General features: G+C 44.6%; 25 protein-coding genes. 12 read left to right on the top strand and 13 right to left on the bottom strand.

Annotation, left to right across the window (positions count from 1 at the left end; genetic code table 11):
• Window positions 1-257 precede the first annotated feature (257 nt).
• The 3 genes from rph to tusA are packed head-to-tail and all read left to right on the top strand — an operon-like array spanning window position 258 to window position 1,875.
• Window positions 258-971 carry a ribonuclease PH gene (gene rph, locus EYR97_RS17735; RefSeq protein ID WP_131095093.1) on the top strand — a complete coding sequence of 238 codons (714 nt, stop codon included), beginning with the start codon at window positions 258-260 and terminating at the stop codon, window positions 969-971.
• 12 nt (window positions 972-983) lie between these two features.
• Window positions 984-1,625 (top strand): orotate phosphoribosyltransferase, encoded by a 642-nt coding sequence (gene pyrE / locus EYR97_RS17730; RefSeq protein WP_131095092.1) that lies wholly within the window; start codon window positions 984-986, stop codon window positions 1,623-1,625.
• The gene (gene tusA, locus EYR97_RS17725; protein WP_131095091.1) at window positions 1,615-1,875 is read left to right on the top strand and encodes a sulfurtransferase TusA; all 261 of its coding nucleotides are present in this window, start codon (window positions 1,615-1,617) and stop codon (window positions 1,873-1,875) included. The genes pyrE and tusA overlap by 11 nt, the downstream gene beginning before the upstream one ends.
• Before the next feature lie 6 nt (window positions 1,876-1,881).
• Here tusA and EYR97_RS17720 read toward each other — a convergent pair whose 3' ends face one another.
• From EYR97_RS17720 to EYR97_RS17695, 6 genes are all read right to left on the bottom strand, one after another.
• The gene (locus EYR97_RS17720) at window positions 1,882-2,082 is read right to left on the bottom strand and encodes a hypothetical protein (RefSeq protein WP_242635107.1); all 201 of its coding nucleotides are present in this window, start codon (window positions 2,080-2,082) and stop codon (window positions 1,882-1,884) included.
• A 64-nt stretch (window positions 2,083-2,146) separates the two neighbouring features.
• Window positions 2,147-2,638, bottom strand: coding sequence for a hypothetical protein (locus tag EYR97_RS17715; RefSeq protein WP_242635106.1), 492 nt, complete (start codon window positions 2,636-2,638; stop codon window positions 2,147-2,149).
• Window positions 2,639-2,747: 109 nt separating this feature from the next.
• Window positions 2,748-3,344, bottom strand: a complete 597-nt coding sequence (locus tag EYR97_RS17710) for a YqaA family protein (protein WP_131095090.1) — start codon at window positions 3,342-3,344, stop codon at window positions 2,748-2,750.
• 13 nt (window positions 3,345-3,357) lie between these two features.
• Window positions 3,358-4,650 carry an amidohydrolase family protein gene (locus EYR97_RS17705; protein WP_131095089.1) on the bottom strand — a complete coding sequence of 431 codons (1,293 nt, stop codon included), beginning with the start codon at window positions 4,648-4,650 and terminating at the stop codon, window positions 3,358-3,360.
• A gap of 110 nt (window positions 4,651-4,760) precedes the next feature.
• Window positions 4,761-5,345, bottom strand: coding sequence for a DUF1285 domain-containing protein (locus EYR97_RS17700; RefSeq protein ID WP_131095088.1), 585 nt, complete (start codon window positions 5,343-5,345; stop codon window positions 4,761-4,763).
• Entirely contained in the window at window positions 5,332-6,192 is an 861-nt protein-coding gene (locus EYR97_RS17695) for a DUF3014 domain-containing protein (protein WP_131095087.1), read from the bottom strand. Before EYR97_RS17695 ends, EYR97_RS17700 begins: the two co-directional genes overlap by 14 nt.
• A gap of 328 nt (window positions 6,193-6,520) precedes the next feature.
• On the opposite strand from EYR97_RS17695, the gene EYR97_RS17690 reads away from it, so the two are divergent.
• Both EYR97_RS17690 and EYR97_RS17685 read left to right on the top strand, forming a co-directional pair.
• Complete coding sequence (locus tag EYR97_RS17690) at window positions 6,521-7,846, top strand: sterol desaturase family protein (RefSeq protein ID WP_131095086.1); 1,326 nt, start codon at window positions 6,521-6,523, stop codon at window positions 7,844-7,846.
• Window positions 7,847-7,892: 46 nt separating this feature from the next.
• Window positions 7,893-8,201, top strand: a complete 309-nt coding sequence (locus EYR97_RS17685) for a DUF6482 family protein (RefSeq protein WP_131095085.1) — start codon at window positions 7,893-7,895, stop codon at window positions 8,199-8,201.
• A gap of 118 nt (window positions 8,202-8,319) precedes the next feature.
• Here the strand turns inward: EYR97_RS17685 and EYR97_RS17680 are convergent, their stop codons facing one another.
• The 4 genes from EYR97_RS17680 to EYR97_RS17665 form a co-directional block, all read right to left on the bottom strand.
• Window positions 8,320-9,642 carry an AarF/ABC1/UbiB kinase family protein gene (locus tag EYR97_RS17680; RefSeq protein WP_131095084.1) on the bottom strand — a complete coding sequence of 441 codons (1,323 nt, stop codon included), beginning with the start codon at window positions 9,640-9,642 and terminating at the stop codon, window positions 8,320-8,322.
• Between the two features lie 144 nt (window positions 9,643-9,786).
• Entirely contained in the window at window positions 9,787-10,188 is a 402-nt protein-coding gene (locus EYR97_RS17675) for a hypothetical protein (RefSeq protein ID WP_131095083.1), read from the bottom strand.
• 158 nt (window positions 10,189-10,346) lie between these two features.
• A complete protein-coding gene (locus EYR97_RS17670) occupies window positions 10,347-10,910 on the bottom strand; it encodes a DUF6702 family protein (RefSeq protein WP_131095082.1) in 564 nt (187 codons plus the stop codon).
• The gene (locus tag EYR97_RS17665) at window positions 10,900-13,377 is read right to left on the bottom strand and encodes a M1 family metallopeptidase (protein WP_131095081.1); all 2,478 of its coding nucleotides are present in this window, start codon (window positions 13,375-13,377) and stop codon (window positions 10,900-10,902) included. Before EYR97_RS17665 ends, EYR97_RS17670 begins: the two co-directional genes overlap by 11 nt.
• Window positions 13,378-13,564: 187 nt before the next feature.
• Here EYR97_RS17665 and proB point away from each other — a divergent pair, with 187 nt between their 5' ends.
• The 4 genes from proB to EYR97_RS17645 all read left to right on the top strand — a co-directional run bounded on the left by proB (window position 13,565) and on the right by EYR97_RS17645 (window position 17,062).
• A complete protein-coding gene (gene proB, locus EYR97_RS17660) occupies window positions 13,565-14,662 on the top strand; it encodes a glutamate 5-kinase (protein WP_131095103.1) in 1,098 nt (365 codons plus the stop codon).
• A 105-nt stretch (window positions 14,663-14,767) separates the two neighbouring features.
• Window positions 14,768-15,205, top strand: coding sequence for a thioesterase family protein (locus tag EYR97_RS17655; protein ID WP_131095080.1), 438 nt, complete (start codon window positions 14,768-14,770; stop codon window positions 15,203-15,205).
• Window positions 15,202-16,167, top strand: coding sequence for a D-2-hydroxyacid dehydrogenase (locus EYR97_RS17650; RefSeq protein ID WP_131095079.1), 966 nt, complete (start codon window positions 15,202-15,204; stop codon window positions 16,165-16,167). The genes EYR97_RS17655 and EYR97_RS17650 overlap by 4 nt, the downstream gene beginning before the upstream one ends.
• Complete coding sequence (locus tag EYR97_RS17645; protein ID WP_131095078.1) at window positions 16,160-17,062, top strand: DMT family transporter; 903 nt, start codon at window positions 16,160-16,162, stop codon at window positions 17,060-17,062. The genes EYR97_RS17650 and EYR97_RS17645 overlap by 8 nt, the downstream gene beginning before the upstream one ends.
• Window positions 17,063-17,100: 38 nt before the next feature.
• On the opposite strand, the gene EYR97_RS17640 is transcribed toward EYR97_RS17645, so the two are convergent.
• Window positions 17,101-17,373, bottom strand: coding sequence for a hypothetical protein (locus EYR97_RS17640; protein ID WP_131095077.1), 273 nt, complete (start codon window positions 17,371-17,373; stop codon window positions 17,101-17,103).
• A gap of 212 nt (window positions 17,374-17,585) precedes the next feature.
• On the opposite strand from EYR97_RS17640, the gene EYR97_RS17635 reads away from it, so the two are divergent.
• The gene (locus EYR97_RS17635; protein WP_131095076.1) at window positions 17,586-18,092 is read left to right on the top strand and encodes an RNA polymerase sigma factor; all 507 of its coding nucleotides are present in this window, start codon (window positions 17,586-17,588) and stop codon (window positions 18,090-18,092) included.
• Window positions 18,085-18,696, top strand: coding sequence for a hypothetical protein (locus tag EYR97_RS17630; RefSeq protein ID WP_131095075.1), 612 nt, complete (start codon window positions 18,085-18,087; stop codon window positions 18,694-18,696). The genes EYR97_RS17635 and EYR97_RS17630 overlap by 8 nt, the downstream gene beginning before the upstream one ends.
• On the opposite strand, the gene EYR97_RS17625 is transcribed toward EYR97_RS17630, so the two are convergent.
• Complete coding sequence (locus EYR97_RS17625; RefSeq protein WP_131095074.1) at window positions 18,690-22,430, bottom strand: translocation/assembly module TamB domain-containing protein; 3,741 nt, start codon at window positions 22,428-22,430, stop codon at window positions 18,690-18,692. The genes EYR97_RS17630 and EYR97_RS17625 overlap by 7 nt on opposite strands.
• Entirely contained in the window at window positions 22,427-24,265 is a 1,839-nt protein-coding gene (locus EYR97_RS17620; RefSeq protein ID WP_131095073.1) for an autotransporter assembly complex family protein, read from the bottom strand. Before EYR97_RS17620 ends, EYR97_RS17625 begins: the two co-directional genes overlap by 4 nt.
• Before the next feature lie 385 nt (window positions 24,266-24,650).
• On the opposite strand from EYR97_RS17620, the gene EYR97_RS17615 reads away from it, so the two are divergent.
• Window positions 24,651-26,648 carry a S9 family peptidase gene (locus tag EYR97_RS17615; protein WP_131095072.1) on the top strand — a complete coding sequence of 666 codons (1,998 nt, stop codon included), beginning with the start codon at window positions 24,651-24,653 and terminating at the stop codon, window positions 26,646-26,648.
• Window positions 26,649-26,666 lie beyond the last annotated feature (18 nt).

The following is a 26,666-nucleotide window of genomic DNA, read 5'->3' as shown; positions in this document are numbered from 1 at the left end:
CAAACGTGGTAATGAAAGCCTGCAAAAACAACGCGATGTTTCGTGTTGTATACAATAAACAAACGGGCAGGCTTACTTGTAGCCTTTATATTAGCGCACAAAACCACATTTCTATACAAAGTTCGTTTTTAACGAGTCTGGGTAATGCGTTATACTTATGCCCAATTCTGCTTTAGCTGTATTGTTTTCGTTAATAGCGTTGGCAAATAGTCAGGTAAAGCGTACTCACTTTTAGCATTTACGTTGTGGAGAACACTATGCGTCCAAGCGGCAGAACCGCCAGTCAAATTCGCCCCGTTACAATTACTCGTCAATATACTTGCCACGCTGAAGGCTCGGTATTAGTTGAGTTCGGCAATACCAAAGTGCTGTGTAACGCTACCGTGGAAGAAGGTGTTCCACGTTTCATGAAGGGCCAAGGCAAAGGCTGGATCACTGCGGAATACAGCATGCTTCCACGCGCTACTCACACGCGCAGTGGTCGCGAAGCCGCGCGCGGTAAGCAAGGTGGTCGTACGTTAGAAATTCAACGTTTAATTGCTCGTTCATTGCGCGCAGCGGTAGACCTACAGCTTTTAGGTGAAAACACCATTACTCTTGATTGCGACGTTATTCAGGCCGACGGTGGCACGCGTACCGCATCTATTACGGGCGCATGTGTGGCATTAGTTGACGCACTTACTTATATGCGTAGCAAAGGCATTATTAAAACTAACCCGCTTAAGCACATGATTGCAGCGCTTTCTGTGGGTATTTACGAAGGTACGCCTATTGCTGATCTTGAGTACACTGAAGACTCTGCCGCTGAAACTGACATGAACATTGTTATGACAGAAACAGGCAAGCTTATTGAAGTTCAAGGCACTGCCGAAGGCGAACCGTTCTCATTTGAAGAGCTAGATGAAATGTTGAAAATTGGCAAACACGGTTTGCGTGAATTGTTCGACATTCAAAAAGCAGCATTAGCGTAAGAAGGGGGTATCATGAAAGCGTTTCAGCGAGATTTTATTGAGTTTGCCATCGCGCGTGGTGTACTGAAGTTTGGCGAATTTACGCTTAAGTCAGGTCGCATTAGCCCATATTTCTTCAACGCGGGTTTGTTTAATCGCGGTGGCGATTTAGCAAGACTGGGTCGCTTTTACGCTGACGCGCTTATGGATGCAGGCGTTGAGTTTGACGTGTTATTTGGGCCTGCTTACAAAGGCATTCCAATTGCTACCACTACCGCTGTGGCGCTTGCCGATAGCCATAATCTAGATGTGCCATATTGCTTCAACCGCAAAGAAGCCAAGACGCACGGTGAAGGTGGTAACTTGGTGGGTAGTCCGCTAGAAGGGCGCGTAATGCTGGTGGATGACGTGATCACCGCGGGTACTGCTATTCGCGAGTCGATGACACTTATCGAGCAGCAGCAAGCCAGTTTGTCAGGTGTACTTATTGCTCTTGATAGACAAGAGCGTGGCAAAGGTGAGCTTTCTGCTATTCAAGAAGTAGAGCGCGATTTCGGCACACAAGTAATTTCAATTGTGTCACTGGCCGACGTTGTAGCTTACCTTACTGAAAAAGGCGGTCACGAAGCGCAAATTAGTGCTATTAACACTTATCGCGAAAACTATGGCATCTAGTTTTGATGACGCGTTTAACAGCGCGAGCACCCATTTAGATGCGTTAGGGCTTCGCTGCCCTGAGCCTGTCATGATGGTGCGTTTGAATATTCGTAAGTTGGCCGACGGTGAAACGCTGTCGGTCACCGCTGACGACCCTTCAACGGCACGGGATATTCCCAGTTTCTGTCGGTTTATGGACCACACACTAGTGGCATCGCAAACCGAGGTTATGCCATATCAATACGTCATTAAGAAAGGGCGTGATTAAGCGCCTTTACTTTGTGTTACTCACTGCTTGAATAAGTAGCTTCTGAAGTACTTGCTTGCTTTTAGAGCACGAACATTGAATATCACTCATGTGCAAGTTTTCACCTTGTAGCATTTTTCTCAGTACCGAGGCTCTAACATTCAACGAAACAAAATGATCATCGTTGTACATGGTTTTTGCTGACATCATTTCCTCCATTCTTATCATTATCTTTGCCCTGCGTTCTTTCGAACTGGTTTTCAACACGTGACTTCAATCTTCAACATCTCAACTAATGTGCCGTTGTTGAAAGTGCGTGGTGCTGATTGTGGATATGGTTATGGGCGCTGCGTTGGCGGGGCGTTATATTTGCCTGCTCCAACGTATACTGAACCGCACTGATCAACCGGCAAACAGACGGGTTCGTCGCATGCAATGGCCATATCGCAATAAGTTGCTGCTGGCATTCTTGCAAAATGTTATGCGCTTCACGTTTTTTATGCATCTTGTTGAGCAGTGCATACAAGTACATTCCCATGGTGCCAAACGCTAAGATATCTTGTTCTACACTTGGGTTTTTCTCATAGGAAACCGGTTGTAACACAGTTAGCACTATTCTAGCGGTTTCAAAGGCTTGATAGCCCTTCGCCAAAGCAGAATTGGGCTTTCCCTGTTGATGGGCTTGTTGTGACTCAAGCTGCATTGAAAAACGGTGTTCTCGCGCATCAGTGGGGTTTAGTTGCAACCACTTTCGATACACTGGGCATAAACGTTGTGTGTTCATATTTGCACCTCCTGCATAACTACATTAGTGCAAATAAGAATCATTATCAAATGTAAAGTTCAAATTTTCTATCAACGTAATATGAAAATTTATTTAGTAGAAGGTGTTACTACAGTAAGTTCGATATCCACCAAAGCAACAAAACAGTAAGCGTGATAGCAATAACCGCTTTCATTTTATAACGCTTAATTAGTTGTTCTGCTTTATCACCAGCGTAATACACCACAATGGCCAAGCCGAAGTAACGCAGTGAGCGGGCAATGATAGTAGCAAGGAGGAATAGCGCTAATGAATAGTGTGTTGCGCCTGCGGCAAGCATAGCGACTTGAAATGGAATGGGAGCAATGCCTAAGGTTATTACGAACCAAAAGCCCTGCTCTTGCATGTGTTGTTTTACATTATCGAATTGTGCTTCACTGAAAAAGGTTTCAATTACCCACTCTCCAGCAAGGTCAAACAGGTAATACCCAAGGGCGTAACCAAACACAGCGCCAATAACGCAGCCTAAAGTGGCCACCAATGCTATTTTCCACAACGAATCGCGTCGTGCTTGCATCAGTGGCACCATAACCGCTTCAAGGGGAATAGGCACTATGGTCGATTCTAAGAACGAGGCAACGGTCATACTCTTTAGCATGTATTTGGAGTTAACCAGTTGCTTGGTTTTATTCTTTACCTTCTTCTTTACCGTTTTACCTAGTGCCATGTAATCCTTTCTTTTACTGTTTGTATACTACGCCGTCTTTCATAACAAAAGACACGTTTTCCATAAGTGAAATGTCGTCTATTGGATTACCAGAAACAGCCACAATATCAGCTAGTTTACCGGCTTCCAATGTACCTAAAATATCGCTTACGCCCAGTAGCTGCGCGCTGTTGATAGTTGCACTGCGAAGTGCATCTGCTGGCGCCATTCCCGCTTCAACCATAAGCGCAAATTCTTGACCGTTGTCACCGTGGGCCGAAACACCGCTATCAGTACCAAAAGCAATTTTCACACCTGCTTTGTGCGCTTTCTCGAAGGTTTTTTGAATAAGTGGGCCAATAGCCGCGGCTTTGGGGCGAACCAACTCTGGGAAGTAACCGTCAATTTTTGCTTTGTCAGCAACGAACTTACCCGCCATGATGGTAGGCACATAGTAGGTGCCGTTCGCTACCATTAAGTTGCGAATTTCCTCATCCATGTGCGTACCGTGTTCAATGGAATCAACACCTGCCTCAATAGCACGTTTCATTCCTTCTTTACCGTGAGCATGCACAGCTACGGTCATGCCATAGTCTTTGGCAGTGTCGACAATGGCTTCTAACTCATCGGTCATAAACTGTGGGTTTTGCCCGCTTTTTGCCACGCTTAGTACACCGCCTGTAGCGGTAATTTTAATTAAGTCGGCACCGTCTTGATAACGCGAGCGTACAGCTTCTCGTGCTTCTACTTCACCATTTACCACACCTTGTTTGGGGCCTACATCGGGGCGTAGTAAGTGTGAAATACCATTACTTGGGTCGGCATGCCCGCCTGTGGTGGCAATAGATTTACCTACTGTGTAAATACGTGGCCCAGTGGCTATGCCTTTAGAAATAGCGTTGCGCAATGCAACGGTTTCGTAGTAACTATCGCCCAAGTTACGCACAGTAGTGAAACCTGCATCAAGGGTTATTTTGGCGTAGTTGGCGGCGCGTAGTGCATAGTCTGCTTCGTTTAGTGAAAAACGGTCTAAATACGTTTGTGGGCCACCGTGCTGTGAAGATAAGTGCACGTGCATGTCCATTAAGCCCGGCATGACGGTTGCGTGCTTAAGGTCGATAACCGTATCGCCCTCTTCGGCTTTCACGAAGCCTTCCTTGATGGCTTCAATCTTATTGTCATCAACAACAATAGTTACATCGCTAAGTAATTCATTTGATGTGCTAGTAAAAGCATTACCGGCGTAAATAAGAGTATCGGCTTGGCTGATGGTAGAGATGGTTGCAAGGCTTAATGAAACCGCTAGCGTGGTGAGTGTCTTCTTCATGATATAGTTCTTCTTGTTGTTGGATTTGTAGACTATATCGAATGTAAAGCACCTGCATCACTAAGGCAAAGTGATACGCCACTATTGGTCGTTTTATACGACGAATGACCTTAAACGGTGACTTCTCCTATCACAAACTGCGTATCAGCTGATGTCAGCACAAAACGTGTAGCGTCTGTTGTATTTTCTTCGTGAGCTTTTTCAAGTAACTGATAATAAACGTTTTGATGAAGTCTTGCCCATAAATTTCGGCGTACACACACGTAAGGTATAGGTGTGGCTTCCGTGTCTTGAATGGCTTTGGGGGGGATGCGTAAAGCCATTTGTTCTGGATGTGCTAAACGTATTTCATCGCCAGTTTGTGTGGTTAGAATAAAAACGGTAGAGCCTGTTTCTTCATTGGGCTCTTGTCGCCATTGTGTAATTAAAAAGGGGGTGTCTTCAACGGTAATGCCCACTTTCTCAACGGGCGTTACTAAAAAATAATCGTCGCCTTCACGCTTTAATACCGACGCAAATAGCTGAACTAAACTGGCCCTGCCAATCGGGCTGCCTTCATAAAACCAACGACCATCAAGGGTGATGGTCATATTAATGTCACCGCAAAAATCAGGGTTCCATTTTTCAACAGGGGGTAAAGGGCGCGCTTTTGACGACGTGCCCTTCAGTTGTTGCTGAAATCTAGTTAGATCCACGCTCTTCAACCAGTACTTTCAATTCGCGCAGCTTTGCTTTAATGCGACGCATATTGTCTGGCCCAGTTCTGAGCAACTGCTTTTGCGGCTCATTTAAGTTTTCCAAACGCTCGTCTGCATATTTGTATGCTACAGAGTCGGTGTACACTTCTACCGGTACAGGTACTTCCGGTGTATCTAAAAGTTGATCAAAGGCATCTACAAGTACTTCGTCAAAGTTCTGATCAGGGTCGCCAATTTCAGCATACTTTGCTTGAATATCCGCTTTATAAATATCATACACACTCAACAACGCTTCGTTGTCGAAAGACTCTAAAATATCTACATATGGCGTGTAGCGTTTGTAGCTTGCTGCGTCAATCCACTGCTTACCCGCTTGAGAATAAACACGGAAGTGTTGCTCTGGTGGCGTAAGCAATTGATGATTAGGCGCCATTTCGTCGTTAGCAAGGTTAGTTACCGTAACCACAAAACGTTGAAGTAGGCCTTCGTTAACAATCATTCTATTAACGGTGTCTTCGCCTGCTGACGAGCTTTCAATAAGCGATGCTTTAATAGCTGGGTCGCTTGTATCTAATGGCTCAGGTTCTTCTTCTACTGGCTCTGGCAGAGGATCAACTTCGTCTTTCTCTTCTAGCTCTACTGTTGGCGCTGGTACTTGAGGCTCAAAAACCTCGGGCTCAACTGGCTCTGGCTCAACAGGCTGAACCACTTCAGGCTCTGGCGTTACAACAGGCTTTGGTGCCTCTTCACTTGGCCAAAAAACAACAGCCAAAACCACAATAACAAGAATACCAACAACGATAAAAATTGGGCCTAACGATTTCTTTTCTGACGATTCGCTCATATTGACTCCGCTTGGAAAATATCCTTTTGGTAATACTACCAGAGATAACACCTAATATTGGAAATTCAATCAACATAAATGTTCACATTAAGTATAAATTATTTATTTCACGTTGTTTTTTAACGTTTGAAAGCACTATTTTGATTGTTTTTTCTTCAGATTAGTTGGCTAATTAAGCGGGTTGATGGCTTTTTGTACAGTTGCTGGGTGTTACTTAATAGATAAATTACGAAGGTAAAAAGTACTTTGTCAGCATTGGTATACATCTGATAAATGATTTTTAAACAAATGTTTAACATTTTGCGAGAGTTGTAATACCTTAGTGCTCATGACCGTGATCCTATTTGCTATTCCACTGTTCTTCCTGCTTATCGGCATCGAGCTTGTTGTCGATTACAAAAGAAAGACAGGGTATTACCGAACAAACGACGCCATTACTAGCTTAAGTGCTGGGGTATTGTCGCGGGTGGTTGCTATTGGGCACCAGCTCATTCCGTTTACTGTGTATATTGTGGTGTTCGATGCTTTAGCTTTGTTTACACTTAGCGAGTCTTGGTGGGTTTGGGTTTTCGCTTTTATCGCCTACGACTTCTTTTATTACTGGAATCATAGAATGGGTCACGAGATGAGCGTGTTATGGGCAGCGCATGTGGTTCACCATTCAAGTGAAGATTACAACCTGACAACGGCACTACGACAAACCAGTGGGGCCTTGTTCAGTTGGATTTTTTATCTTCCCCTTGCCTTTGTGGGCTTTCCACCTGAAATGATCATCACAGTGGGCGCGCTTAACTTAGTGTATCAATTTTGGGTGCATACTCAGCACATTGGTACATTAGGATGGATGGAATACGTTTTTGTCACGCCGTCTAATCATCGCGTGCATCACGCGCAAAACAGGGTGTATATCGATAAAAACTACGGTGGTGTGTTTATTCTTTGGGACCGTTTGTTTGGTACGTTTATTCCCGAATTAGACGAAGAGCCTCCGGTTTATGGTATTCGCGGCGCGCTGAAAAGTTTTAATCCTATTTGGGCGAATTTACAAATTTATCGTCAACTAGCCAAAGACAGTTATTACACTCATTCGTGGAAAGACAAATTTCGCGTGTGGTTTGGTCGTACAGGATGGCGCCCTGAAGACGTCGCAAAGCGCTTCCCACAAGAAAAGAAACCGCTTAAAGAATTTGTAAAGTACAACCCAACGCTTAATAAGTGGGTTACCCAATACAGCCTAGCGCAACATATTATCATGCTGGGCGTTACGCTGTATCTGCTACTCAATATAGCCACGCTATCGGCTACCCAGCAAATTATTGCCGTGATTACTGTTGTGGTTATGAGTGTGCAAAATGGGTTTATTCTTTCTCAATCTACCACTGCGCTTAAACTGGAAGTGCCTCGCCTATTCTTATTTTCACTACTATGGCTAAGTACAAGTTTGGAACTGCCTTCCATGATATTTACAGCAAGTTGTTTACTGAGCTTAGGTTTGCTTTTAATTGCGATTAAACACGCTAATAAGCTGCCACTTGCAAGTGGAAAATCCGACCGAAACTTAAGTCAAAACTCATCAGTTCAAAATTCGAATCTTAAATCTCATTCACTTGCTGAAAAAGGCGTATTACCCACTGAACCTGATAATCTTGCATAGCGTACAAACTGAACAATCTGACTAATTGGTTTTGTACGAGGCCTGTATGCACAAGTTTTACTTCCGCGATATTGAAGACACTACAACGGCGATTGACTATTTAGAAGTACAGTCGTATGAAATGAACGTTTATCTTGTTTTCCTATCTATTGGCGATAAAAGCGGCATGCTTTACGACGATAAAGACAAACCAATGCGGTTTTTTAGTGCAGGCCATATTCGAGAAGCGTTTGCTCATTGCACTGTTGAAAAAGCGGTGATGAAGCACGACACGCCATATGATGAAATGATTGGAAACCCACCTAAAAGTGCAGAACAAATGGCCTTGCCATTTAGTATGGCACTTCCCTACTGATATTTATTTTAATGAGGTTAGGCGCATACGCTTCTAGCCTTTTAAACGTTAAGCTCCCTGGATATCAAGCTCCTAAACGGTCTAGTCCCTAAAACTCAAGCCCCTAGTCATCTAACTCCTACAACTTAAGCCAAGGAGCGGCGGCACGTCGCATATCTACACATGCCTTAAGGCGCTTGGCTAATAAGAATAAACCACCAAGTTTACGGTGAATAAACAGTGCATCTGCAGGTGGCGTATGCCAAAAATCAAGCTCTGTTGTTAGCGTCATCCCTTTGTCGTGAAGGCGCATAATAAGGTCGCTTTCGCCAAAATCATACGGTACATCACTGCGTATTGCTTCACACGCTTCCATGCCAATTGAAAGTACGGCATCAATTTGTTGCTGCGTATGATTTGATGTTATCAAGCCAATATTGAAGGCGGCTTGTCGCATATCTTCAATGCTGTTTGCCGCTGCACTATTTAGCAGCTCGCGATAGTGCGTAGATATGTCTTTGGGAATTTCTCGTGTAGCGCCAAAATCTAACAATGCCACTTTCTGTGTATCTGCGTTGTATTTGTAGTTCGCTAAGTTGGGGTCGCTTTGAAGTAGGCGGAATTGAAATACTTCGTTAAAGAAAAGTGCCATTAACGAAGTCATTAGTTTGTCTCTAATAGCTTTAGGGGCGTCACATAGCGTATCAATGTTCGACGCGTCAATGAAATCCATTGCTAGCACGTTAGTGGTTGTCAGTGCCGAGTAAGGGCTAGGTACAACGAAGTCGTCATGATCAGCTAGATAATTGTAATATCGCTGTTGCATATCGGCTTCTCGCTCATAGTCGGCTTCTTGATGCAGCTGTTGTTTTGCTTCTTCAAGTAGTGGTGCAATGTCGAGAGACTTCGGAATTAAGCCCGTTAATTTTATAAGTGTCGCTACGTTATCTACATCGCTATTAATGCTTTTCCTGACACCAGGGTATTGCACCTTCACCGCAAGCATTTTTCCATCCATGGTAATAACCTTATGTACTTGGCCTATTGAGGCCGCTGCAATAGGGGCAAAAGAAAAATACAGCAAATCATCCTGCCATGTTGTTCCCCAAGACTGGCTTAGTACTTCAATCAGTTGTGCTTTGGGCATGGGGTCGGCATCCTCTCGCAATCGACCCAAAATAGCCGCGAGTTCGGGAGGTAAAAACTCACCCGTATCCATGGATATCAGCTGCCCCAACTTCATTGCTGCACCACGCATGGTTGCCAGTTGATCGGCAATATTACTGATATTACTAGGAGTAAGTAACAACGACGACAACACAGGCTTTTCGCCCTTAAGCAGTTGTCCTGCGCCTTGTGTGACCACATTCCCCGCTATCCTGCCGGCCAAGCTACCAAGTCTACTCAATCTTGAAAGTCTGGATGCGGGTATCGCTTTGCTGGAACGGGGTTTGTCTGTCATGAAATCTCTCTGCGCAAAATGGCGATGATAAGATAGGTTAGCCTAATTGTATGAACGTTTAAGTAGTGCTCATTCAGACTACAGCATAGTTAAAGTGTAGTTACGCTGATACCTTACAAAGAGATTAGATTGTTGGGAATGTAATTAAATGAGTTGTGAGGCAAACTGCACAACAAAACCGATAACACTACCATAGGCAAAACCTGCCCAGCCGCTGCCACTGCGGTAACGCCACAGCGCCGCACCAAAAAAACCGCACCACAACATGGCTGCATAGGTTGATAGTAAGCCTGTGCCCATACCGGTATCCGGTAGGAAAAGCATAACAACAAACGTCAGTGCCATTGCTCCACTCAATAGCACCCACATGATATTTTTCTTATCTGCAAAGGCACTATTAGGTTTTGTGGTGTCGTCGACTGGTGCGTCTTGCACTTCGTGCGAACCTTGTGATTGTTGTGCTTTTGCTGCTTTGCGTTTTCTGTCGCTTCTGGTTTGCATTTTCTTTGATATCGAAGGTAGTGTTGTTGCTGCACCGTTACTCATACTAAACCCTTTGGTACGCTTTTTAAACTAGTAACATTTTGTTAACGTTAGTGTATGCGCAGCTAAAACACTATACGACTTCGGTCTCAGATGAATACAAAAAAGCCCGTCAATATTGTGTATCAACGGGCTTTGAGTATGTCATTCAATGCACTAATTTACTTGTCTTGTTCGCCTTTAAAGCTCACTTCTAGCAAGGTAACACTGTCAGCAAAAGTCAGGGTTTTTATATCGCCTCTGCCTTCTATGTTTAAGGTATTGATTTGGGCGGGCCATAAGTCACGTAATGCATCGTGTCTTATTTTTAAGCCTTCCAATGCAGGTGGTACAGCTGTCTCTTGGTAAACCCAAAAGTGCTTACCTTCAACCTCGTATCCTACTTTGGCAAGTTCAAGAGGTTTTTCCTCACTGTTAAGCAGTGTGAAGTGGCCAGCGACATAATCGGCAAAGGCTTGCTGAGTGGTAGCATCGTCCATTATATCGGCGTGCTTATCGAACAAGGCTTTTACCGCGTGCTCAGCGTCATGCAAATTAAAGCGGTGCATTACTTCAATATTTTCTGTCCGTGGATTAAAAAATACCGTGGTGATCGCCGCTTTTATTTGGTGTGCTTGTGCAAGACTGCTGAAGGTCATTGCAGCAAGTAGACTTAGTGCGAAGAATACCGAACTAAACAGTGCGCTTTTGCACTGCTTAGTTCGCAAAGACAACTTATTCGTCATCTTTGCCCTCTTCTTTGTCTTCTTTATCTGTGTCTAACTCGGTTTTTGAGTCGTGCATAAGGTCGCGATACTCATAGGTATCACGTGGCTTGCTCTTATACGCTTCAATACGAGAAGGAATAATTTGACGAGGATAGTGGTTATTTTCTACGTCAACATCCGCCGTTTCCCAGTGTGGATCTACGGTAACACTAACCAGCTCTTTGTCTTTATCCGTAACAATTAGCTTACTAACTGCTTTTGGTGTACGGCGCCAAATTTCAGCTGGAATACGCATCTCTTCTGTAGTGCCATCGGCAAACGCTAGCTCTAGAATGATTGGCATTACCAAACCACCCTTGTTGCTAAAGTCGAGTACGTAGTAGTTCTTGTCTTCTTTAACCGCACGCTCAAACGCTTTACGCTCCCAAGGCTCCAGTTTATCTAGGAACTTCTTGTACTTATTGCGATCTTTGTTGGTTACTGTGTAGCGGTCGTTTTCGTCATAGAAATCACGGATATCTTCAAAACGGTCAACCCACAGCTTCTTGCCTTCTTCTTTATTGCGAATGTCAGTTAAAGACTTAGGCTTTTCCATTTCAGCTTCGCGCTCACGTGCGAAGTCGATATCAGGATCTTCGGTGTCTAAGCGAAGCTTGTAAACTTTGTCTAGGCTGATGTCTACGTGATCTGTGGTGTAGAACCAACCACGCCAGAACCAATCAAGGTCAACACCCGATGCTTCTTCCATAGTACGGAAAAAGTCAGACGGTGTAGGGCGTTTAAACATCCAACGCTGTGCGTATTCTTTAAAGGCAAAGTCAAACAATTCACGGCCAAGGATGGTCTCACGCAAGATGTTTAGTGCTACTGCTGGCTTGGTATAAGCGTTTGGACCTAAGTGAAGTACCGAATCAGACTGCGTCATAATAGGCACTTGGCTTTGTGACTTCATGTAACCAACAACATCGCGTGGCTCAACACCCCATGGAATTGTTGGGTCCCATTCACGTCCAGCTACACCGTCAAGGAAGCTGTTTAGACCTTCGTCCATCCACGTCCACTGACGTTCGTCTGAGTTAACTGTCATTGGGAAGTAGATATGACCTACTTCGTGAATAACTACACCAATAAGGAAGCGTTTTTCAGCCAATGAATAGGTGCGTGAACCGTCGTCGCGAAGTTCTGTACGCGGGCCATTAAAGGTAATCATGGGGTATTCCATACCGCCAACAGGGCCGTTTACAGACTGCGCTACTGGGTATGGGTAATCGAAGCTAAAGCGGCTGTAAACATCCATAGTGTGGATAATGGACTCAGTCGAGTACTTCTGCCACAACTCGCCACCTTCTTTCGGGTAGAACGACATGGCCATTACCAGTGGCTGAGTATCACCACCTTGTTGATAGCCGCGTGCATCCCACGCAAATTTACGCGAAGAAGCCCAAGCGAAGTCGCGTACGTTATCAGCTTTAAACTTCCATGTTTTAAGTTCGCTTGTGCCTTCTTTTTCGTTCTCAATCGCTTCTTCTGGTGAAACGATAAATACAATGCGATCTGCAGTTTCAGCTTGCTTCAAACGGTCGCGCTGTGTTTTTGTCAGAACGTCTTTCGGGTTTTGTAGCTCACCGGTAGACGATACGATGTGGTCAGCTGGAACAGTAATATCTACTTCGTAGTTACCAAATTCCAACGTGAACTCACCACGGCCAAGAAACTCTTTATTGGTCCAGGCTTCGTAGTCGGTATACGCAGCAAGACGTGGGAACCACTGAGCAAGAAGGAAGATATCATTGCCGCCTTCGCGCTCATCATCAGGGAAGTGCTCGTAGCCCGCACGCGCCGATACCGCATCTTCTTCAACAATATTAAACGCAAAATCGATGTCGAAAGTCACCTTGCTACCAGATTTTAGTGGCTTGGCAAGGTCAACACGCATCAAGGTGCCTACAACAGTGTGACGTAAGTCATTACCCGCTTTGTCTTCAACACGGGAAATGGTGTAACCCAGTTCGTTGTCATCAACAAATTGCTGACGGCGCAGTGCACCCATGCTGAGTTTCGCTGGCGCGTCGCCGCTAGCTGCTTTGGTCGCTGGTCCACGATTACCAATTCCACCGAATGTGGTGGTAAGGGCTGACATTGAATCGTCGCGAAATTTGTTTTGGTCAAGTTGGATCCACAAGTACTTCAGCGTGTCTGGTGAGTTGTTGTGGTAGGTAATGGTTTCGCTGGCTTCAATACGACGCTTGCCTTCAAGAAGTTTTACATCAATGTCGTAATCGACTTTTTGTTGCCAGTACTGATGGCCGGGTTCGCCCGCCGCATTGCGGTATACGTTTGGAGTAGGTAGAACTTCGTCTAGCTGACGGAATTTATCTTCGAAGTCGCCTTTAGTTTGTTTAATAGCGGCGTTAGCACTTGGAAGAGAAATCAGCATAGACAACACTGGCGCTAGCCAAAATAGATGTCGTTTTGCGGTGCTCATGAGTTTCCTTGCAACTTTTAGGTTAGTCTTGTTTTAGGACACTCTAGTATATAAGGCTCATCAAATGAATCCAGTTTTTGACCGTAATCTAACCTGCTTTTAACGCAAATTAGTGTAAAGGAACGTTTTGCTTCCAGCGCCAACTGTCGTATTCTTAACCTCCTTATTGATTTTTTTCTTCCCCCTTATGAATCGTTTTACTTGGCAGCGCGCTGTCATCAAAGTTGGTAGTGCGTTAATTGCACCAGAGGGTTACGAGTGTAGTGGTAAGTACTTACTTTCGCTGGCTCGATTTATCACCGCTAGTAGAGAAGCCGGCAAAGAGATTATCTTGGTGTCGTCAGGCAGTGTGGCGGCAGGACGCAGCAAAGTAAAAATTCGCCACAATGCATCTATTGCTGAAAAGCAGGCTATGGCGGCCATTGGGCAGAATTTAATGATGGCCAATTGGCAGCGTTTTTTTGACTTTCCCTGTGCGCAGGTTTTGCTAACTGCGGACGACCTGCGCGACCGTACGCGCTACGTCAATATTAAAAACACCCTACGTGAAATTCTAAAACACAATGCTTTGCCCATTGTAAATGAAAACGACACGGTAGCAGTGAACGAGTTAAAAGTGGGCGATAACGATAATTTAGGTGCTTACACCGCATTAGTAGCCCAAGCTGATACGTTAATTATTTGCTCAGACATTGACGGCTTATATACCGCAGACCCTAGAAAAGACCCCAATGCAACCTTGATAGAGCATGTGAGTAAAATTGATAGCACAATTTATGGCCTAGCCGGTGGCGCGGGCACGTCGGTGGGAACCGGCGGCATGCGCACTAAAATTGAAGCCGCTGATAAATGTACCAGTAGTGGCATTCAAACGCTTATCGTGAATGGGCGAAAAGGCGAAACCTTCGATACGTTAATTGATGGTCACGTTCCGGGTACTTTATTTACGCCAAGTAGTACGCCAGCAAATGCGCGGCGACTATGGCTTACGCACACCCTGAAAACCGCCGGAAAGATTGTGGTTGATGCTGGCGCAAAAGAAGCGCTGGTGCGTAAGGGCGCGTCACTATTGCCTACTGGGATCATTGATATTATTGGCAATTTTGAGCAAGGCGATGCCATTGAAGTGGAGTGCGAAGGCAAGGTTATTGCTAAAGGGCTTTGCTTATATAACGCAAAAGACTTAACGCTTATAAAAGGGATAAAGTCGAAAGATATTGCCAGTGTGTTAGGTTATGAAACGGCTGAAGTGGCAGTGCATCGCGACGATATGGTTTTGTATTAATAAGCCATGTCTAGCGCGCCATAAATATAAGTAAATTCAAAATCAACTTTCGCCCTTGGCTTTCATCTATGGTTAACGCTGAATTTGGCGTTGAAGAGGATTCGTATGACAGATATCACACCAACTTTAGCTGATTACCCTTACTCCGTAACAATTGCCACACGTTGGCAAGACAATGACGCCTATGGGCACATTAATAACGTTGTGTATTACGGTTTTTTTGATTCCGCAGTGAATCGCTTCTTAATTGAAGAAGGTGGCTTAGATATTCACAATGGTCAATCGGTTGCCTATGTTGTAAGCAGCCAATGCCAATACATTGCACCCGCAGCCTACCCGGAAGACATATATGTGGGGTTGAGAGTGGCCAAAATTGGGCGAAGTTCGGTGACGTACGGTTTGTCTGTATATGCCGGAGAAAATAAGCGCCGCGTAGCTCATGGTCAATTTGTACATGTTTTCGTAGACAAAAAAACAGACAAAGCTATTCCAATTCCAGAGACCATTAAGACCGCTTTATCGTCAATATGTGAAGTGCTATGACGTTACCTCATGTTGTTTTCCTCGATGCTGAGACACTCGACTTAGCGACGCTAGATACATCGGTGCTACAACAATTAAATGCTGATGTTGTGATACACGAACACACATTTGCACAAGATATTGGCGAACGTATTGCTAACGCTGATGCGGTATTGGTTAATAAAGTTGTACTTGATGAGGAGGTATTAAAAAGTGCGCCTCAGTTAAAGTATATCGGTGTAACCGCAACGGGGATGAACAATATCGATCTGCAGTTTTGTGCGTCTAATGGTATTCACGTGCAGAATGTGGAAGGGTATGGCACAGATAGTGTGGCGCAACACACGTTAACGCTATTACTGAATTTAGCAACGCGTTTTGTGCAATATCAGCAAGATGTAACAAAGGGAAAATGGTCAGCATCACCACACTTTTGCTTGCTTGAACATCCTGTTATTGAACTTGCCGGTAAACATGCGGTTATTGTGGGGCATGGTGCACTAGGAAAGCGGGTTGAAGCCCTCTTTAAAGCCATGGGCATGCGCGTAACTATTGCTGCGCGTCCAGGCAACGAAGGCGATGCGCGTCCTTCCCTAGAATCACTGCTACCTAGTGCTGATGTGGTTAGCTTGCATTGTCCATTAACCAGCGACAACGAAAAAATGATCAATGCAAAAACCTTGTCGCTGATGAAACCTACAAGTTTTCTTATCAATACCGCACGCGGTGGCTTGGTAGATGAACCAGCATTACTTGAAGCACTTAAAACGCATTGCATTGGTGGTGCAGGGCTTGACGTGTTAACCGTTGAGCCACCTCCCAAGGACCACATTTTACTAAACGCAAATTTACCTAATTTGCTGATAACACCTCACAATGCGTGGATTGGCAATACTGCACGTCAAACGCTATTTAATATGGCGATTGACCACCTTAAAAGCTTTCTCTCTTCCATTGAAGTGGGGGGAAATAGCCATGAATAACCCAACTTTGTTCGCATTATGTTGCCTCATTTGGGGCTCAACCTGGATAGCCATCACTTACCAAATTGGGCATACCTCGGAAACCTTTGCTATTGGTCTGCGTTACTTGCTGGCGTCAATGTGTTTGGGTGCTTATTGCTTAATAATGCGTCTACCACTTAAATTGCCCATGCATATTCACGTAAAAATGGCAGCAGTTGGCGTGTTTCTTTATAGCCTAAACTACACGTTACTCTATATGGCACAAGCGCATATTATTAGCGCACTGTTAGCGCTAATGAGTTCGTGCATCATTTACATCAATGTTGTGCTTCGACGCTGGTGGCTAAAAGAGCCCATTCGAAAAGAAGTGGTTATTGGTGCGACATTTGGCCTAACAGGCATCATTTGCTTATTTGTTCCCGAGTTCTCAAAGGTTTCGATGGACGCAGCATTGGCCATTGGGCTTTCTATCGCGTTTGTCAGTTTCTTATGTGCTTCTATTGGCAATGTAATCTCTGAACGCATTCTGACGTCGGGTACACCCGTTATTCAAATGAATTTCTACGCCATGGGCTATGCCATGGTGTTGTTATTTGCCACGTCTTGGTTAACAAACGATCAAGTTGTTATTCCTACTAGCAGTGAGTTTTATATCTCTTTGCTTTACCTTGCGGTCTTCGGTTCGGTTTTTGCGTTTGGTGCGTACATGAAGTTACTAAAACAAATGGGGGCTGACAAAGCGGCTTATGTCGTGTTGGTTTATCCGTTGGTTGCCCTTGTCATATCTACGTTTTTTGAAGGCTACCGCTGGTCATTGCTCTCGGTGGTAGGTGTTGTTGTGGTATTGGTGGGCAACGCTATCGCGATGGGTAAAATTCCGCGATTTATGCGTCGCCCTTCTGTGCCTAATTAGCCAAATGATATTGCTAGTGCACGCGTCAACACGTAGTGTTACAACGCGTTGATTTTTTTGTTTAGCTCGTAAGCTGGCTCTGTCACAATAGTTTCTAAGGTTTCAATACGGCGCATTAGCTTTTCAATTTGGGCGTCTTTTTCGTCCAGTTTTTGTTGATGCAGGTCTGCTTTACTTTTGATAAACGGGTTGCTGCACTCGCCACTCATCCAGTCATTTAAGCGCCATTGAAATTTTGCATCTAAATAGCAAGCCATTAGCGCAATAGATGATATTCCGCCAATCAATAATACAATACTTAGTGTAGTCATAACTGTTTCCTCATCATTTGGTGATTAAGCGCAAATATGAAAAAATCGTTGGTGTTTATTGCGCTTTCATAAAGGTAGTCACAGCGCTTCAAAAAAAACTTACAAAAAAGAATAAAAAATTTTGTGTAATAAAATCTCTTAACTTGAGACTGAATTAGTAACACGCAAAAAAACACATAAAAAGCACATGGCGAAAAGGTAGGAAATTAACGTTGGGTCAAGGATTTGAAGCAGTTTTTAAACAATATGGTGCCTTGCTTAGCCGTGTAGCTTCAAGTTATGAGGCCAATGAAGCGATGCAACAAGAGCTATTGCAAGAAATAGCCATTGCTGTATGGCAAGGCTTGTCGCGCTTTAATGGCGATAGCAGTGTGAAAACCTATATTTTGAAAATTGCCCACAACCGTGCGGTTACGCATGTTGCAAGCCAAGTAAAACGCGTAGATACCCATCAATACGATAGTGAAGACATGGGACCTGACAGTTTCCAAAGTTCACATCACTCACCAGAAACCGTGTCGAGTCAGCATCAATCACTCGCGCTGTTACTGAAAGCTGTACGCGCATTGCCTTTACAGCCTAGGCAAGTGTTAACCCTGTCATTAGAAGGGTTGAGTTACGACGAAATTGCCGAGGTGTGCGGTTTAACCAAAAATCACGTGGGTGTGATATTGAAGCGCGCTAAGCAGGCCATTGTGCAGGAGGAGCCTCATGCCTAATCAGGAACACGACTCTACTGAGAGTCAGCAAGATCAAATTAATGACTTATTGTCGTTGTGGCAAGCTCAGCCCGTCAGTGAAATAGATTTAGAAGCGGTAAAGAAAAGCTTCAATGAAGAGCAACGAAAGCAGCGATTGTATATGGTGGTCGACTCACTAGCTTTTCTTCCTGCGGTCTACATGGTTGTTGTCACATGGGGAGAGTTATCTTTTGCGATGAAAGCCATGTGCATGTTGCTTTTCATTCTTGCAACGCCAATGCTTGTTTATCAGTTATGGCTGCGCCGTATTGCTGCATTCGCAAAGAACTCAGACACATTCGACTATCTTCAACAGTTTACCAAGCAGATAAAGAACAATATTCGCATCGCATTTATTACTAAGCACTCTGGTTGGCCAGCATTGTTGTTTATACCCGGTTTCGCGTATTTACGCTATTTATCTGGAGATTTGAGTGTAGAAAAGCTAACCCAAATGGGTATTGTTTTTGCCGTTCTTTCGATTGGTATTGCGGGTTGGACCGTGTGGGCGCACAAAAGGCAAAAGCGTTTTGAACAGCAGCTCAAAACGCTTCACGAAATGGCGGATAAGCGGGGTTACTGAGCCGGCTTTTCCTCATTGGCGTCGTCTTTATCGTCTTTTGAGGACGTTCTGTTGTCTCCCAGAAAGAACTCATAATAGAGGTCGAGGGCAAACTCAGATTGATCTTCCAACGTTGTTTGAATGGCTTCAAGATACAAACTGGGCAGCAACTGGTATTTCATCGCAAGGTCTGGCGGCAGTTGTCGCCTTCTTAAGGTGCTGTTGGCGTCATTGTTGCTCAAGCCCACATCGACGTTATATTCCACCGATAGGCGCTCATTAATTTGGCCCGTTACTGACAATCTGTCTTCGTTAGTACTTAAACTAAAATCATCAATACCCAACGCATTACCTACTTGCCCTGTAAGGGTTTTAGTGTTCGATAAACCAAAGCCCAAGAGTAACGATGCGTAGTTAGGATCTTGTCTGCCAGAGTTTGGTCCAGAACCTGTTAACAGATAAGACAACACGCCCTGCTGGTCCATAGCGGGCTCAGAAAATAGATTGATACTGGGTGAGTCTGTGGCACCGTCAATACGAATACCTGCAATAACATCGTCGTCTGTTTTGGCGGGGTCTCGAATTGCTTCTACCAAAAGTAGAGGTTGGTCAATGGGGCCATTAAATTGTACTTCGCCAGTTTGAATGATCAGCTGTTGACCATATGCATTGTAGCGTCCGTTAAGAATTTGAAGGTCGCCATAGCCCACTAGTGCAGGCTGAGTGTTAACTTGTATCGCGCCGTGCAAGCTGGCGGTTAAACCAAAGGCGTCTAACTTAACATCTTGAGTTTTGTCTTTGTCTATATTTACCATTACCGAAGCGTGAACAATATCGAGAGGGTCTTCTTTTAATGGCTCGCCGCGAAGATGCACGTCTTTAGAAGGTGACACCGCACTTTCTGGCAATGACTCAATTTCAATGCGTGCCCAAGGAATATTAATATTACCGGATACATCAACTTTGGATTGATTCGCATCAACATTGATATTAGGCGATACTTTTAAACGCACATTAGGTTGGCGTATTTCGAATGCATCGCCTCGTAAATTAAATTGCGCGCTAGGGTTCTCTGACCAATCTAGCTGCCCTACCAGTGAGCCTTCACCGCCGCCTAAGACGAAACTTCCCTCTAAATGTGCTTTCTTATTGTCCAGTAAAACCGTTTGATTCCAATTGGCTAAGGTGACGGGTGTATCTTGAATATCAATAGCGCCATCTGTGATGCTTAGTTCGCCTGAAAGTGAAGGATCATCCACATAGCCAGTAAGCGTAACATCCCCTTTGAGCAGACCGGTTAACTCGCGAATTGCCGGTGATAGCGGCTTGAAAGGCGATACATCCAGTTTTTGCATGGTGAGTCGGCCATTTAGTGGCATTTTCTCATCGAAAGGACGCGTATTGAAATCTAGCGTTGCTTCACCAATATCCTCGCTTGAAATCAATGACGTGAGTGAAAGCTCTCCTTGCTTCAATTGACCTGAAGTTTCAACGGCATTGATCATCAATGATAGAGGACGAGAAGCACCAAGTTGCCAAGGTGCTGTGCTTAGTGATGAATTAAACGTTGCATCGATATTATCACTAGGTGAGTAATTGCCCTTTGTTGTTAACGTTAGCGTGGCCTCTGACGGGGTGGAGACAACCTCTGGGGCAAGTTCGTTGGCCCATAAGCCTACCGGCAGTGATGATGCTTTAATATCCCAACTGGCGCGGTCGTCTGCATAGAGAACGTTTGCAACGCATAGCTCTCCTTCTTTGCGCGAGGTCCAGCAATGTTGGCCTACCTTCGCACTTATCGGTTGAGTACCAATATCAACGTCAAAAGAGTTCGATAACTGCCAATACATATTGGCCAGTTTTATATTTGTCTCACTTACCGTACCTGTCCAGTGATTGTTCTGCCAAGCGCCTGCAAGCGTGGTTGCAACTTTGTGCTCAGGAACATTTATATCAATTTGCACTTTGTGATCAGTATAAGCACCTTGCAGCGTTATCTCGCCATTTACCGGGCCTTGGTTATGCGCTTCGGCAGACAAATTAGCTGAAACGAGTATGTCAGAGAGTGCGATAGTTCCAGTTGCACTGGGGTTTTGCCAAGGACCTACCGCTTTTACATGGCCATCAATCGCGCCGGTTACCTCGGGATATAAGTCAGAAATAGTAGGGACATCTATGTATATATCGGCATTAAGATGGCGCTTGTTTAGCACTTGTGCCACAGCGCGAATGGCATTTTGTTGTTGTTTAACGTCGATATTTGTTACGAAAAGATCGCTTGGCCCCGCGTAAACCGCGTTACCTTTCACACTGAGTAATTTACCTTGCAGTTCGCCGGTAAGATTCATGTCGCGCAAACTAACGTGCAAGCCTCCTGCCTCTGAATATTGCAAGATACTGTCTACTTCACCATTGAGGTGGTTCGGTGCATTGGGGTCAATACGTTTTGCAGATACATCGTTAAGCGTTGTCTTTCCCGCCCATGCGATGGTGTCGTTCAGATATAAAGTGCCGGTATTAATTAAGCTACCTTCAAGTGCTTTAATATTGGCGCGATTCACATAGATATTATGCTTTTTCAACACAACATCGAGAGCGACAGGCACGTTACCTATAGACGGGAGTTCTGCGGCGCCTTCTCCAAGTAAAACATAATCACCCATGACACCGTTGAGCGTGAGAGAGCCCGATTTTAAAATTCCGTCTGTTACAGTGGGAATGGCTTGCTCCACCCAATTGGCACTGAATGCAAGTGGCAGTGTTTCGTCCAATAGATTGGCAGTTAGGGTGGTATTAGCGGTAATGGCACCACTGGCTTGGGCAGATAATTCAACGGCGTCTAATGCGCCGCTGGCTTCGATAGCAATTTGTTGTTCACGATTCTCGACTTGCCCTTTCACGTTAAGCTTTATTTCAAAGGGAAAGTGCTCGGCTAGGGTTGCCTTTATTTGGCCTTTTAACTCGCCTTGCTCATGCACTAATAGCAGCTCGTTTGCCTCTATTTCAGATTGCTTAAAGCTTGCTTCAAGCATTGAAAATAGCGGTATTTTTTGTGTGCTTTTTCCATCTTCGTATGCCGTGTCTTCAAGTAGCAAAGTACCAATTTTTATCGGGATTGGAGATGCTATTTCCGGTAGTTCGGGTACGGTATAGCTAAGTGAATACGACGAGGGAATAGTGGGCTTCGAAGTTGATGTTTCCTCACCACTAGGCATGCCTTCCTTACTTAGAATAGATAAAGTTAGAGATTTAGTTGCGATATTCTCTATGTCGAGGGCTCGGTTTCCTTCAAAATTGACAACTTCCAACTCACCTATTTGAATAACCATACTAGGTATGGAAACGTCGATGTTGCTCAACGTGAGAAGACCAACCTCAATAGGCAGCGGTAACGTGACATCGCTAGATGTTGCAGCTTCTTCTGACTCTGGAAAAGGCGTCAGTTGTTTAATTTGCGCATTATCGATAAATAATTCATTAACACATACTCGAGGTTCGAATAAGCAGCGCCACGTAATGTCGGCATAAGTATGTGCTACCTTGACGTCCCACTGCGTGTCTTTCCACGTTATCCCTTTAATATCAAGTGTATCAGCAAAGCTACCTTTTACTTCTTCAATATGTAAATTGCTAACGAAGGTATTGGCAAGGAGCTTAACAGTTGGCCCACCAAGTGGGCTTATGAGCAGTGCATAAATTGCCACCACAAGGAAAACAGGTGAAAGCAAGAGCGTTGATATAGTACGTTTCTTCATAACTCTGGCCCCAACATGATGTGAAGCTGCCACGTGTTTTCATCAGGGGCAAAGCCGCGTGCAATATAAAACCTTACAGGGCCAATAGGGGAAAGCCAATGAATTCCTGGACCCACACTGTAAGTCAGAGTGGTATTTACGTCATTGGTAGCCGTACCAACATCCACAAAGGCTGCAGCACGCCAACCATCAGTAAATTGATACGCATACTCAATACTCGACGTAGCAAGATATTTTCCGCCAATAGAATCGAGAATAAGGTTGCCCGTTTCAGGGTCTATCACTTCTGCGGTGGGGGAAATCTCTCGATAATCAAAGCCTCGAACGCTTTGATCGCCACCTGCGAAAAAGCGCAGCGACGTGGGGACCTCATCGAAACTATTGGTTTTTATTGCGCCTAGCTCCCCTCTAACAGACACGCGATGAACATCGCCAAATGTACGTATGAAGGTCGCCTCTACAACCGCCTTTGCGAAATCGATATCTGAACCAAACCCTTCTTGACCTATTTGCGCCAAAATTTGCACGTAGCTGCCCTTGTTGATATTGATATCGTCGTCTTTATCTCGATAAGTCAATGAATAACCCGGTAGCACCAGAGAAGTTGTGTTGCTGCTTACTTCTCCTTGGTCGTAAGTTTCTTGCAAATAGGTTATTGAGCCGTCGTGTTGCCACGGTGAGCCATCACGCTGCCAATAGCGGTGGGCAGAAAGTGACAAGGTTTCACTTTCGAACGAGGTATTGTTGTATTCAATGAACTGATAGCCCGCTTCAATACTGGCGTAATCCTGAGTGATATTTTTCATTGGAATACGGTAATCAGCAGTAATTGATTGCTCTGGCGCAGAGATAAAAATATCAGAAGACGCAGAATGCCCTCGACTATTTACCCATGGACGCTCCCAGCCCAAACGTACGCGTGGACCTGTATCTGTGGCCGCTCCTACTGAAACGTTGAAGGCGTCAGTTGGGCGATGTAGCAATGACACCTCAATAGGTACAAGTAATCCGTCAGCGTCGCTGACCACTGGCCGTGCAATTACCCGTGTAAAATAACCCGATTGGTTTAACCTTCGATTGAAGTCTGCCAATGCCGCAGAGGAATAGGCATCGCCTGTTTTAAATGGCTTTAATCTTTCAATGATGGCTTTGGCTTTGTCATCGCCTATGAACATTAATTCGCCAAACTGATATTGTGGGCCACTTTGCGCTATTAGCAACACATTTGCTTGTTTTTCATCTCTGACAAGGTCAAGGCGGGTGGCTTGCCAATGATAATCGAAATAACCATTAGACAAGGCATAATTGAACATCGAAGACTTGAAAGACTCGTAAATTGTCTGGTCGAGTACATCACCTTCTTTGAGCTTCAACCCATTGAATCGAGCGCGAAATGCGCTGTCTTCTCTGCCTGCACCGATAATTTCCCGGGTCACTTTATTGATGATTAGTGGCGCATTCAACGTTACAGTAACTGTAACGGCGTCTTTTTCCTCAAAGGAAACACGGGTTTCGCTATTGTAGTAACCAAAGGGTTCCACCGCAGAGGCAACTGCAGCACCTACTTCATCTTGCCAATAGGGTTCGCGCAACAGCCCTTTTTCAACATCAAGGCTTTGCAAATACAGCCGGATATTACTGCGAAGCTTATCTTGAGTTACCCCTTTGATGTCATACACTACAGGGGGTTGTGCAAAGGCTTCGTTACCTAAAAAATGTAACCCCAAAAACAACCAAACACAGACAATGACAAGTCTGTGTTTAGCAGAAAGTAGGTTAAGCGTTCGCGCACGATTAACGCGTTGAATAATGTGGTCATTCCAATTTAATGGCATGAAATTGCAAAATCCTTACAGCAACGGGAAAATCGACGTGATATACCGGTTGAGAGTATCATCCTTTGTGGCGCGGAGTGCCGATCGCGCGCACGGACCATATAATAACACAACTGCACTGCGTAACTGCAAACTACGACGAGGGAGCAAATTTTTACGCTAACTTTTGGCTATCAACGTTGAGAGTGAAATACTGAAATAAAAGTTCCTCGTGCTCGGTCAAATCCCTCATACCCGATAACCCCCTCCATATCGGGAAACAATAACTTAGCTTTGGACATTGACGGATGTATTTGTATACTGCCATGTCATTAGTTTGATATTTTCATATATCAACACGCTCAAATTCCATCATTTTGGAAATTTATTAGTACAAAGGAATGTTATGCCTTTCATCAAACTACCGCGTCATACAGCGCTCTTTGCGTTGTTGCTTACTGTGTTTTCGGCTTTCAGTATTGCTAATGACGGTGAATTGTCTGCACAGAACAGTTATCAAGCATTCAGTGCATTACCAGCTTACTACATGCCAGCACTATCGCCTGATGGAAATAGAATTGCTTTCGAACAAAACGTATCAGGTGATGAAGCGTATTCCATGCTTGCAACCTATGATATTGCGGAAGGTAAAAAGTACTATTTACTGCGCTCTGACAACGAGAGTGTGAAGATAAAATGGTACAAGTGGGTAAATAACGACCGCTTAGTTGTTAGTGCTCGCTATGAAACACGTCGGGGTACTACGAAAGTACATGATACGCGTTTGTTAAGTGTGCGATTTGATGGTGGTGATGGTGGCGCTTTCAGCCTGATCAACTGGGAGCGAATTAAACGAAGAGCGGGAAATCCCTCTCATGTTCCTCAATTTCACGACGATGTCATTGATTGGCTACCAGATGACCCTGATCATATTTTGATTTCTCTAGATGCCGAGGCTTTAGGCTTACCCTCGGTTTACAAAGTAAATGTTAATGATGGTGGTACCAGCCGCTTAATTCGCGGTAAGAAAAAAATTCGCGATTGGATAACCGACAGACAGCACAATGTACGTATTGGCGTAACACTGGATTACGATAGCGGTGAGCGTGAAGTCTTACTAATGGAAGGAGACGATTGGCGTACCTTATTTTCCTACAATGCAATGACCGAAAAAGGGGAATACCCAATAGGTTTTGGCTTAGATCCAAACATTTTGTATTACAGAGGGTATAAAGGAGACTTTAAAGCCATTTTTACCTTGAACCTTAAAACCAACGAGCACAAAGAAGTATTTTCTGATGAAGGGTACGACGTAGAAGGCGGTCTCATATACTCGCCTGTTACTAATGATGTCATTGGGGTTAGACACGACGGCCGCAAATATTGGGATGACGGATATATCGGTTTGCAAAATGGCATAGACCAAGGCTTACCTGATTATCAAAATACACTGGTAAGTTTTAGCGATGATGAGCAAATTTATTTGGTTTACTCTGAGTCAGATACCTTACCGGGAATGTATTTGATTGGCGATCGTAACAAAGGGTCATTGACGTTCCTATTTCAGCAATACCCGCTTATCGACTCTACCCAGTTAACTGAGCACGAGCTGATTGAGTATAAAACCCGAGATGGTATGTCAATTGAGGCGTACTTAACCTTGCCAAAAGGTGAAGGTCCTTTCCCAACCATTATTCACCCTCACGGTGGTCCAGGTGCCCGTGATTTTAGCGGCTTCGATTATTGGACCGCGTATTTCACCCACAGAGGGTATGCTGTACTTCGCCCTAATTTTAGGGGGTCGAGGGGCTACGGATATAGTTTTTCACAAAGCCAAATGAAAGGCTGGGGCCTAGCCATGCAAGACGATATCACTGACGCGGCAAAGTGGATGGTGGAGCAAGGTTATGCTGAGCAAGACAATATGTGTATCGTTGGCGCAAGTTACGGTGGCTACGCGGCGTTAATGGCGACAGTAAAAACCCCTGATTTATTCAAGTGTGCGGTAAGTTTTGCTGGGGTTAGCTCACTAAAACACATCGTCATTCATTCTCGTCGCTTCTTAAACAACGAGTTTGTCAAAAACCAAATTGGTGATGACTTTGATGATTTAGAAGCGCGTTCTCCTTACTATCACGCAAAGGGAATAAAAACCCCTATTCTACTGGTTCATGGTGAAGAGGACCGTATTGTAAGGCCATTGCACAGTCGTTATATGGCAGACGAGCTAGAAGACTATGACAAAACCTTCAAATATGTAGAGCTAGAGAGTGGTGATCACAGTTTGTCGATTCAACGAAATCGCCATCGGTTCTTTGCTGAAATGGATGCGTTCTTGAAGCAGTATTTGCGTAGCCCTACGCCAAGTGCTAAAGAGATTGAAGCGACGGCAAGCGATGAGTAAGTAAACCGTTCAAGTTGC

Source organism: Alteromonas sp. KUL42, from assembly GCF_006538325.1.
In the GTDB taxonomy this organism is placed as follows: Bacteria; Pseudomonadota; Gammaproteobacteria; order Enterobacterales; family Alteromonadaceae; genus Alteromonas.
Note: the sequence above shows the minus strand (reverse complement) of the source record. Positions and strands in the feature narration are given on the sequence as shown.

Bases quoted from the DNA above. Each gene is read 5' to 3' on its own strand.
- rph (WP_131095093.1), top strand. From the start codon at position 258: ATGCGTCCAAGCGGCAGAACCGCCAGTCAAATTCGCCCCGTTACAATT.
- pyrE (WP_131095092.1), top strand. From the start codon at position 984: ATGAAAGCGTTTCAGCGAGATTTTATTGAGTTTGCCATCGCGCGTGGT.
- tusA (WP_131095091.1), top strand. From the start codon at position 1,615: ATGGCATCTAGTTTTGATGACGCGTTTAACAGCGCGAGCACCCATTTA.
- EYR97_RS17720 (WP_242635107.1), bottom strand. From the start codon at position 2,082: ATGATAAGAATGGAGGAAATGATGTCAGCAAAAACCATGTACAACGAT.
- EYR97_RS17715 (WP_242635106.1), bottom strand. From the start codon at position 2,638: ATGAACACACAACGTTTATGCCCAGTGTATCGAAAGTGGTTGCAACTA.
- EYR97_RS17710 (WP_131095090.1), bottom strand. From the start codon at position 3,344: ATGGCACTAGGTAAAACGGTAAAGAAGAAGGTAAAGAATAAAACCAAG.
- EYR97_RS17705 (WP_131095089.1), bottom strand. From the start codon at position 4,650: ATGAAGAAGACACTCACCACGCTAGCGGTTTCATTAAGCCTTGCAACC.
- EYR97_RS17695 (WP_131095087.1), bottom strand. From the start codon at position 6,192: ATGAGCGAATCGTCAGAAAAGAAATCGTTAGGCCCAATTTTTATCGTT.
- EYR97_RS17690 (WP_131095086.1), top strand. From the start codon at position 6,521: ATGACCGTGATCCTATTTGCTATTCCACTGTTCTTCCTGCTTATCGGC.
- EYR97_RS17685 (WP_131095085.1), top strand. From the start codon at position 7,893: ATGCACAAGTTTTACTTCCGCGATATTGAAGACACTACAACGGCGATT.
- EYR97_RS17680 (WP_131095084.1), bottom strand. From the start codon at position 9,642: ATGACAGACAAACCCCGTTCCAGCAAAGCGATACCCGCATCCAGACTT.
- EYR97_RS17675 (WP_131095083.1), bottom strand. From the start codon at position 10,188: ATGAGTAACGGTGCAGCAACAACACTACCTTCGATATCAAAGAAAATG.
- EYR97_RS17670 (WP_131095082.1), bottom strand. From the start codon at position 10,910: ATGACGAATAAGTTGTCTTTGCGAACTAAGCAGTGCAAAAGCGCACTG.
- EYR97_RS17665 (WP_131095081.1), bottom strand. From the start codon at position 13,377: ATGAGCACCGCAAAACGACATCTATTTTGGCTAGCGCCAGTGTTGTCT.
- proB (WP_131095103.1), top strand. From the start codon at position 13,565: ATGAATCGTTTTACTTGGCAGCGCGCTGTCATCAAAGTTGGTAGTGCG.
- EYR97_RS17655 (WP_131095080.1), top strand. From the start codon at position 14,768: ATGACAGATATCACACCAACTTTAGCTGATTACCCTTACTCCGTAACA.
- EYR97_RS17650 (WP_131095079.1), top strand. From the start codon at position 15,202: ATGACGTTACCTCATGTTGTTTTCCTCGATGCTGAGACACTCGACTTA.
- EYR97_RS17645 (WP_131095078.1), top strand. From the start codon at position 16,160: ATGAATAACCCAACTTTGTTCGCATTATGTTGCCTCATTTGGGGCTCA.
- EYR97_RS17640 (WP_131095077.1), bottom strand. From the start codon at position 17,373: ATGACTACACTAAGTATTGTATTATTGATTGGCGGAATATCATCTATT.
- EYR97_RS17630 (WP_131095075.1), top strand. From the start codon at position 18,085: ATGCCTAATCAGGAACACGACTCTACTGAGAGTCAGCAAGATCAAATT.
- EYR97_RS17625 (WP_131095074.1), bottom strand. From the start codon at position 22,430: ATGAAGAAACGTACTATATCAACGCTCTTGCTTTCACCTGTTTTCCTT.
- EYR97_RS17620 (WP_131095073.1), bottom strand. From the start codon at position 24,265: ATGCCATTAAATTGGAATGACCACATTATTCAACGCGTTAATCGTGCG.
- EYR97_RS17615 (WP_131095072.1), top strand. From the start codon at position 24,651: ATGCCTTTCATCAAACTACCGCGTCATACAGCGCTCTTTGCGTTGTTG.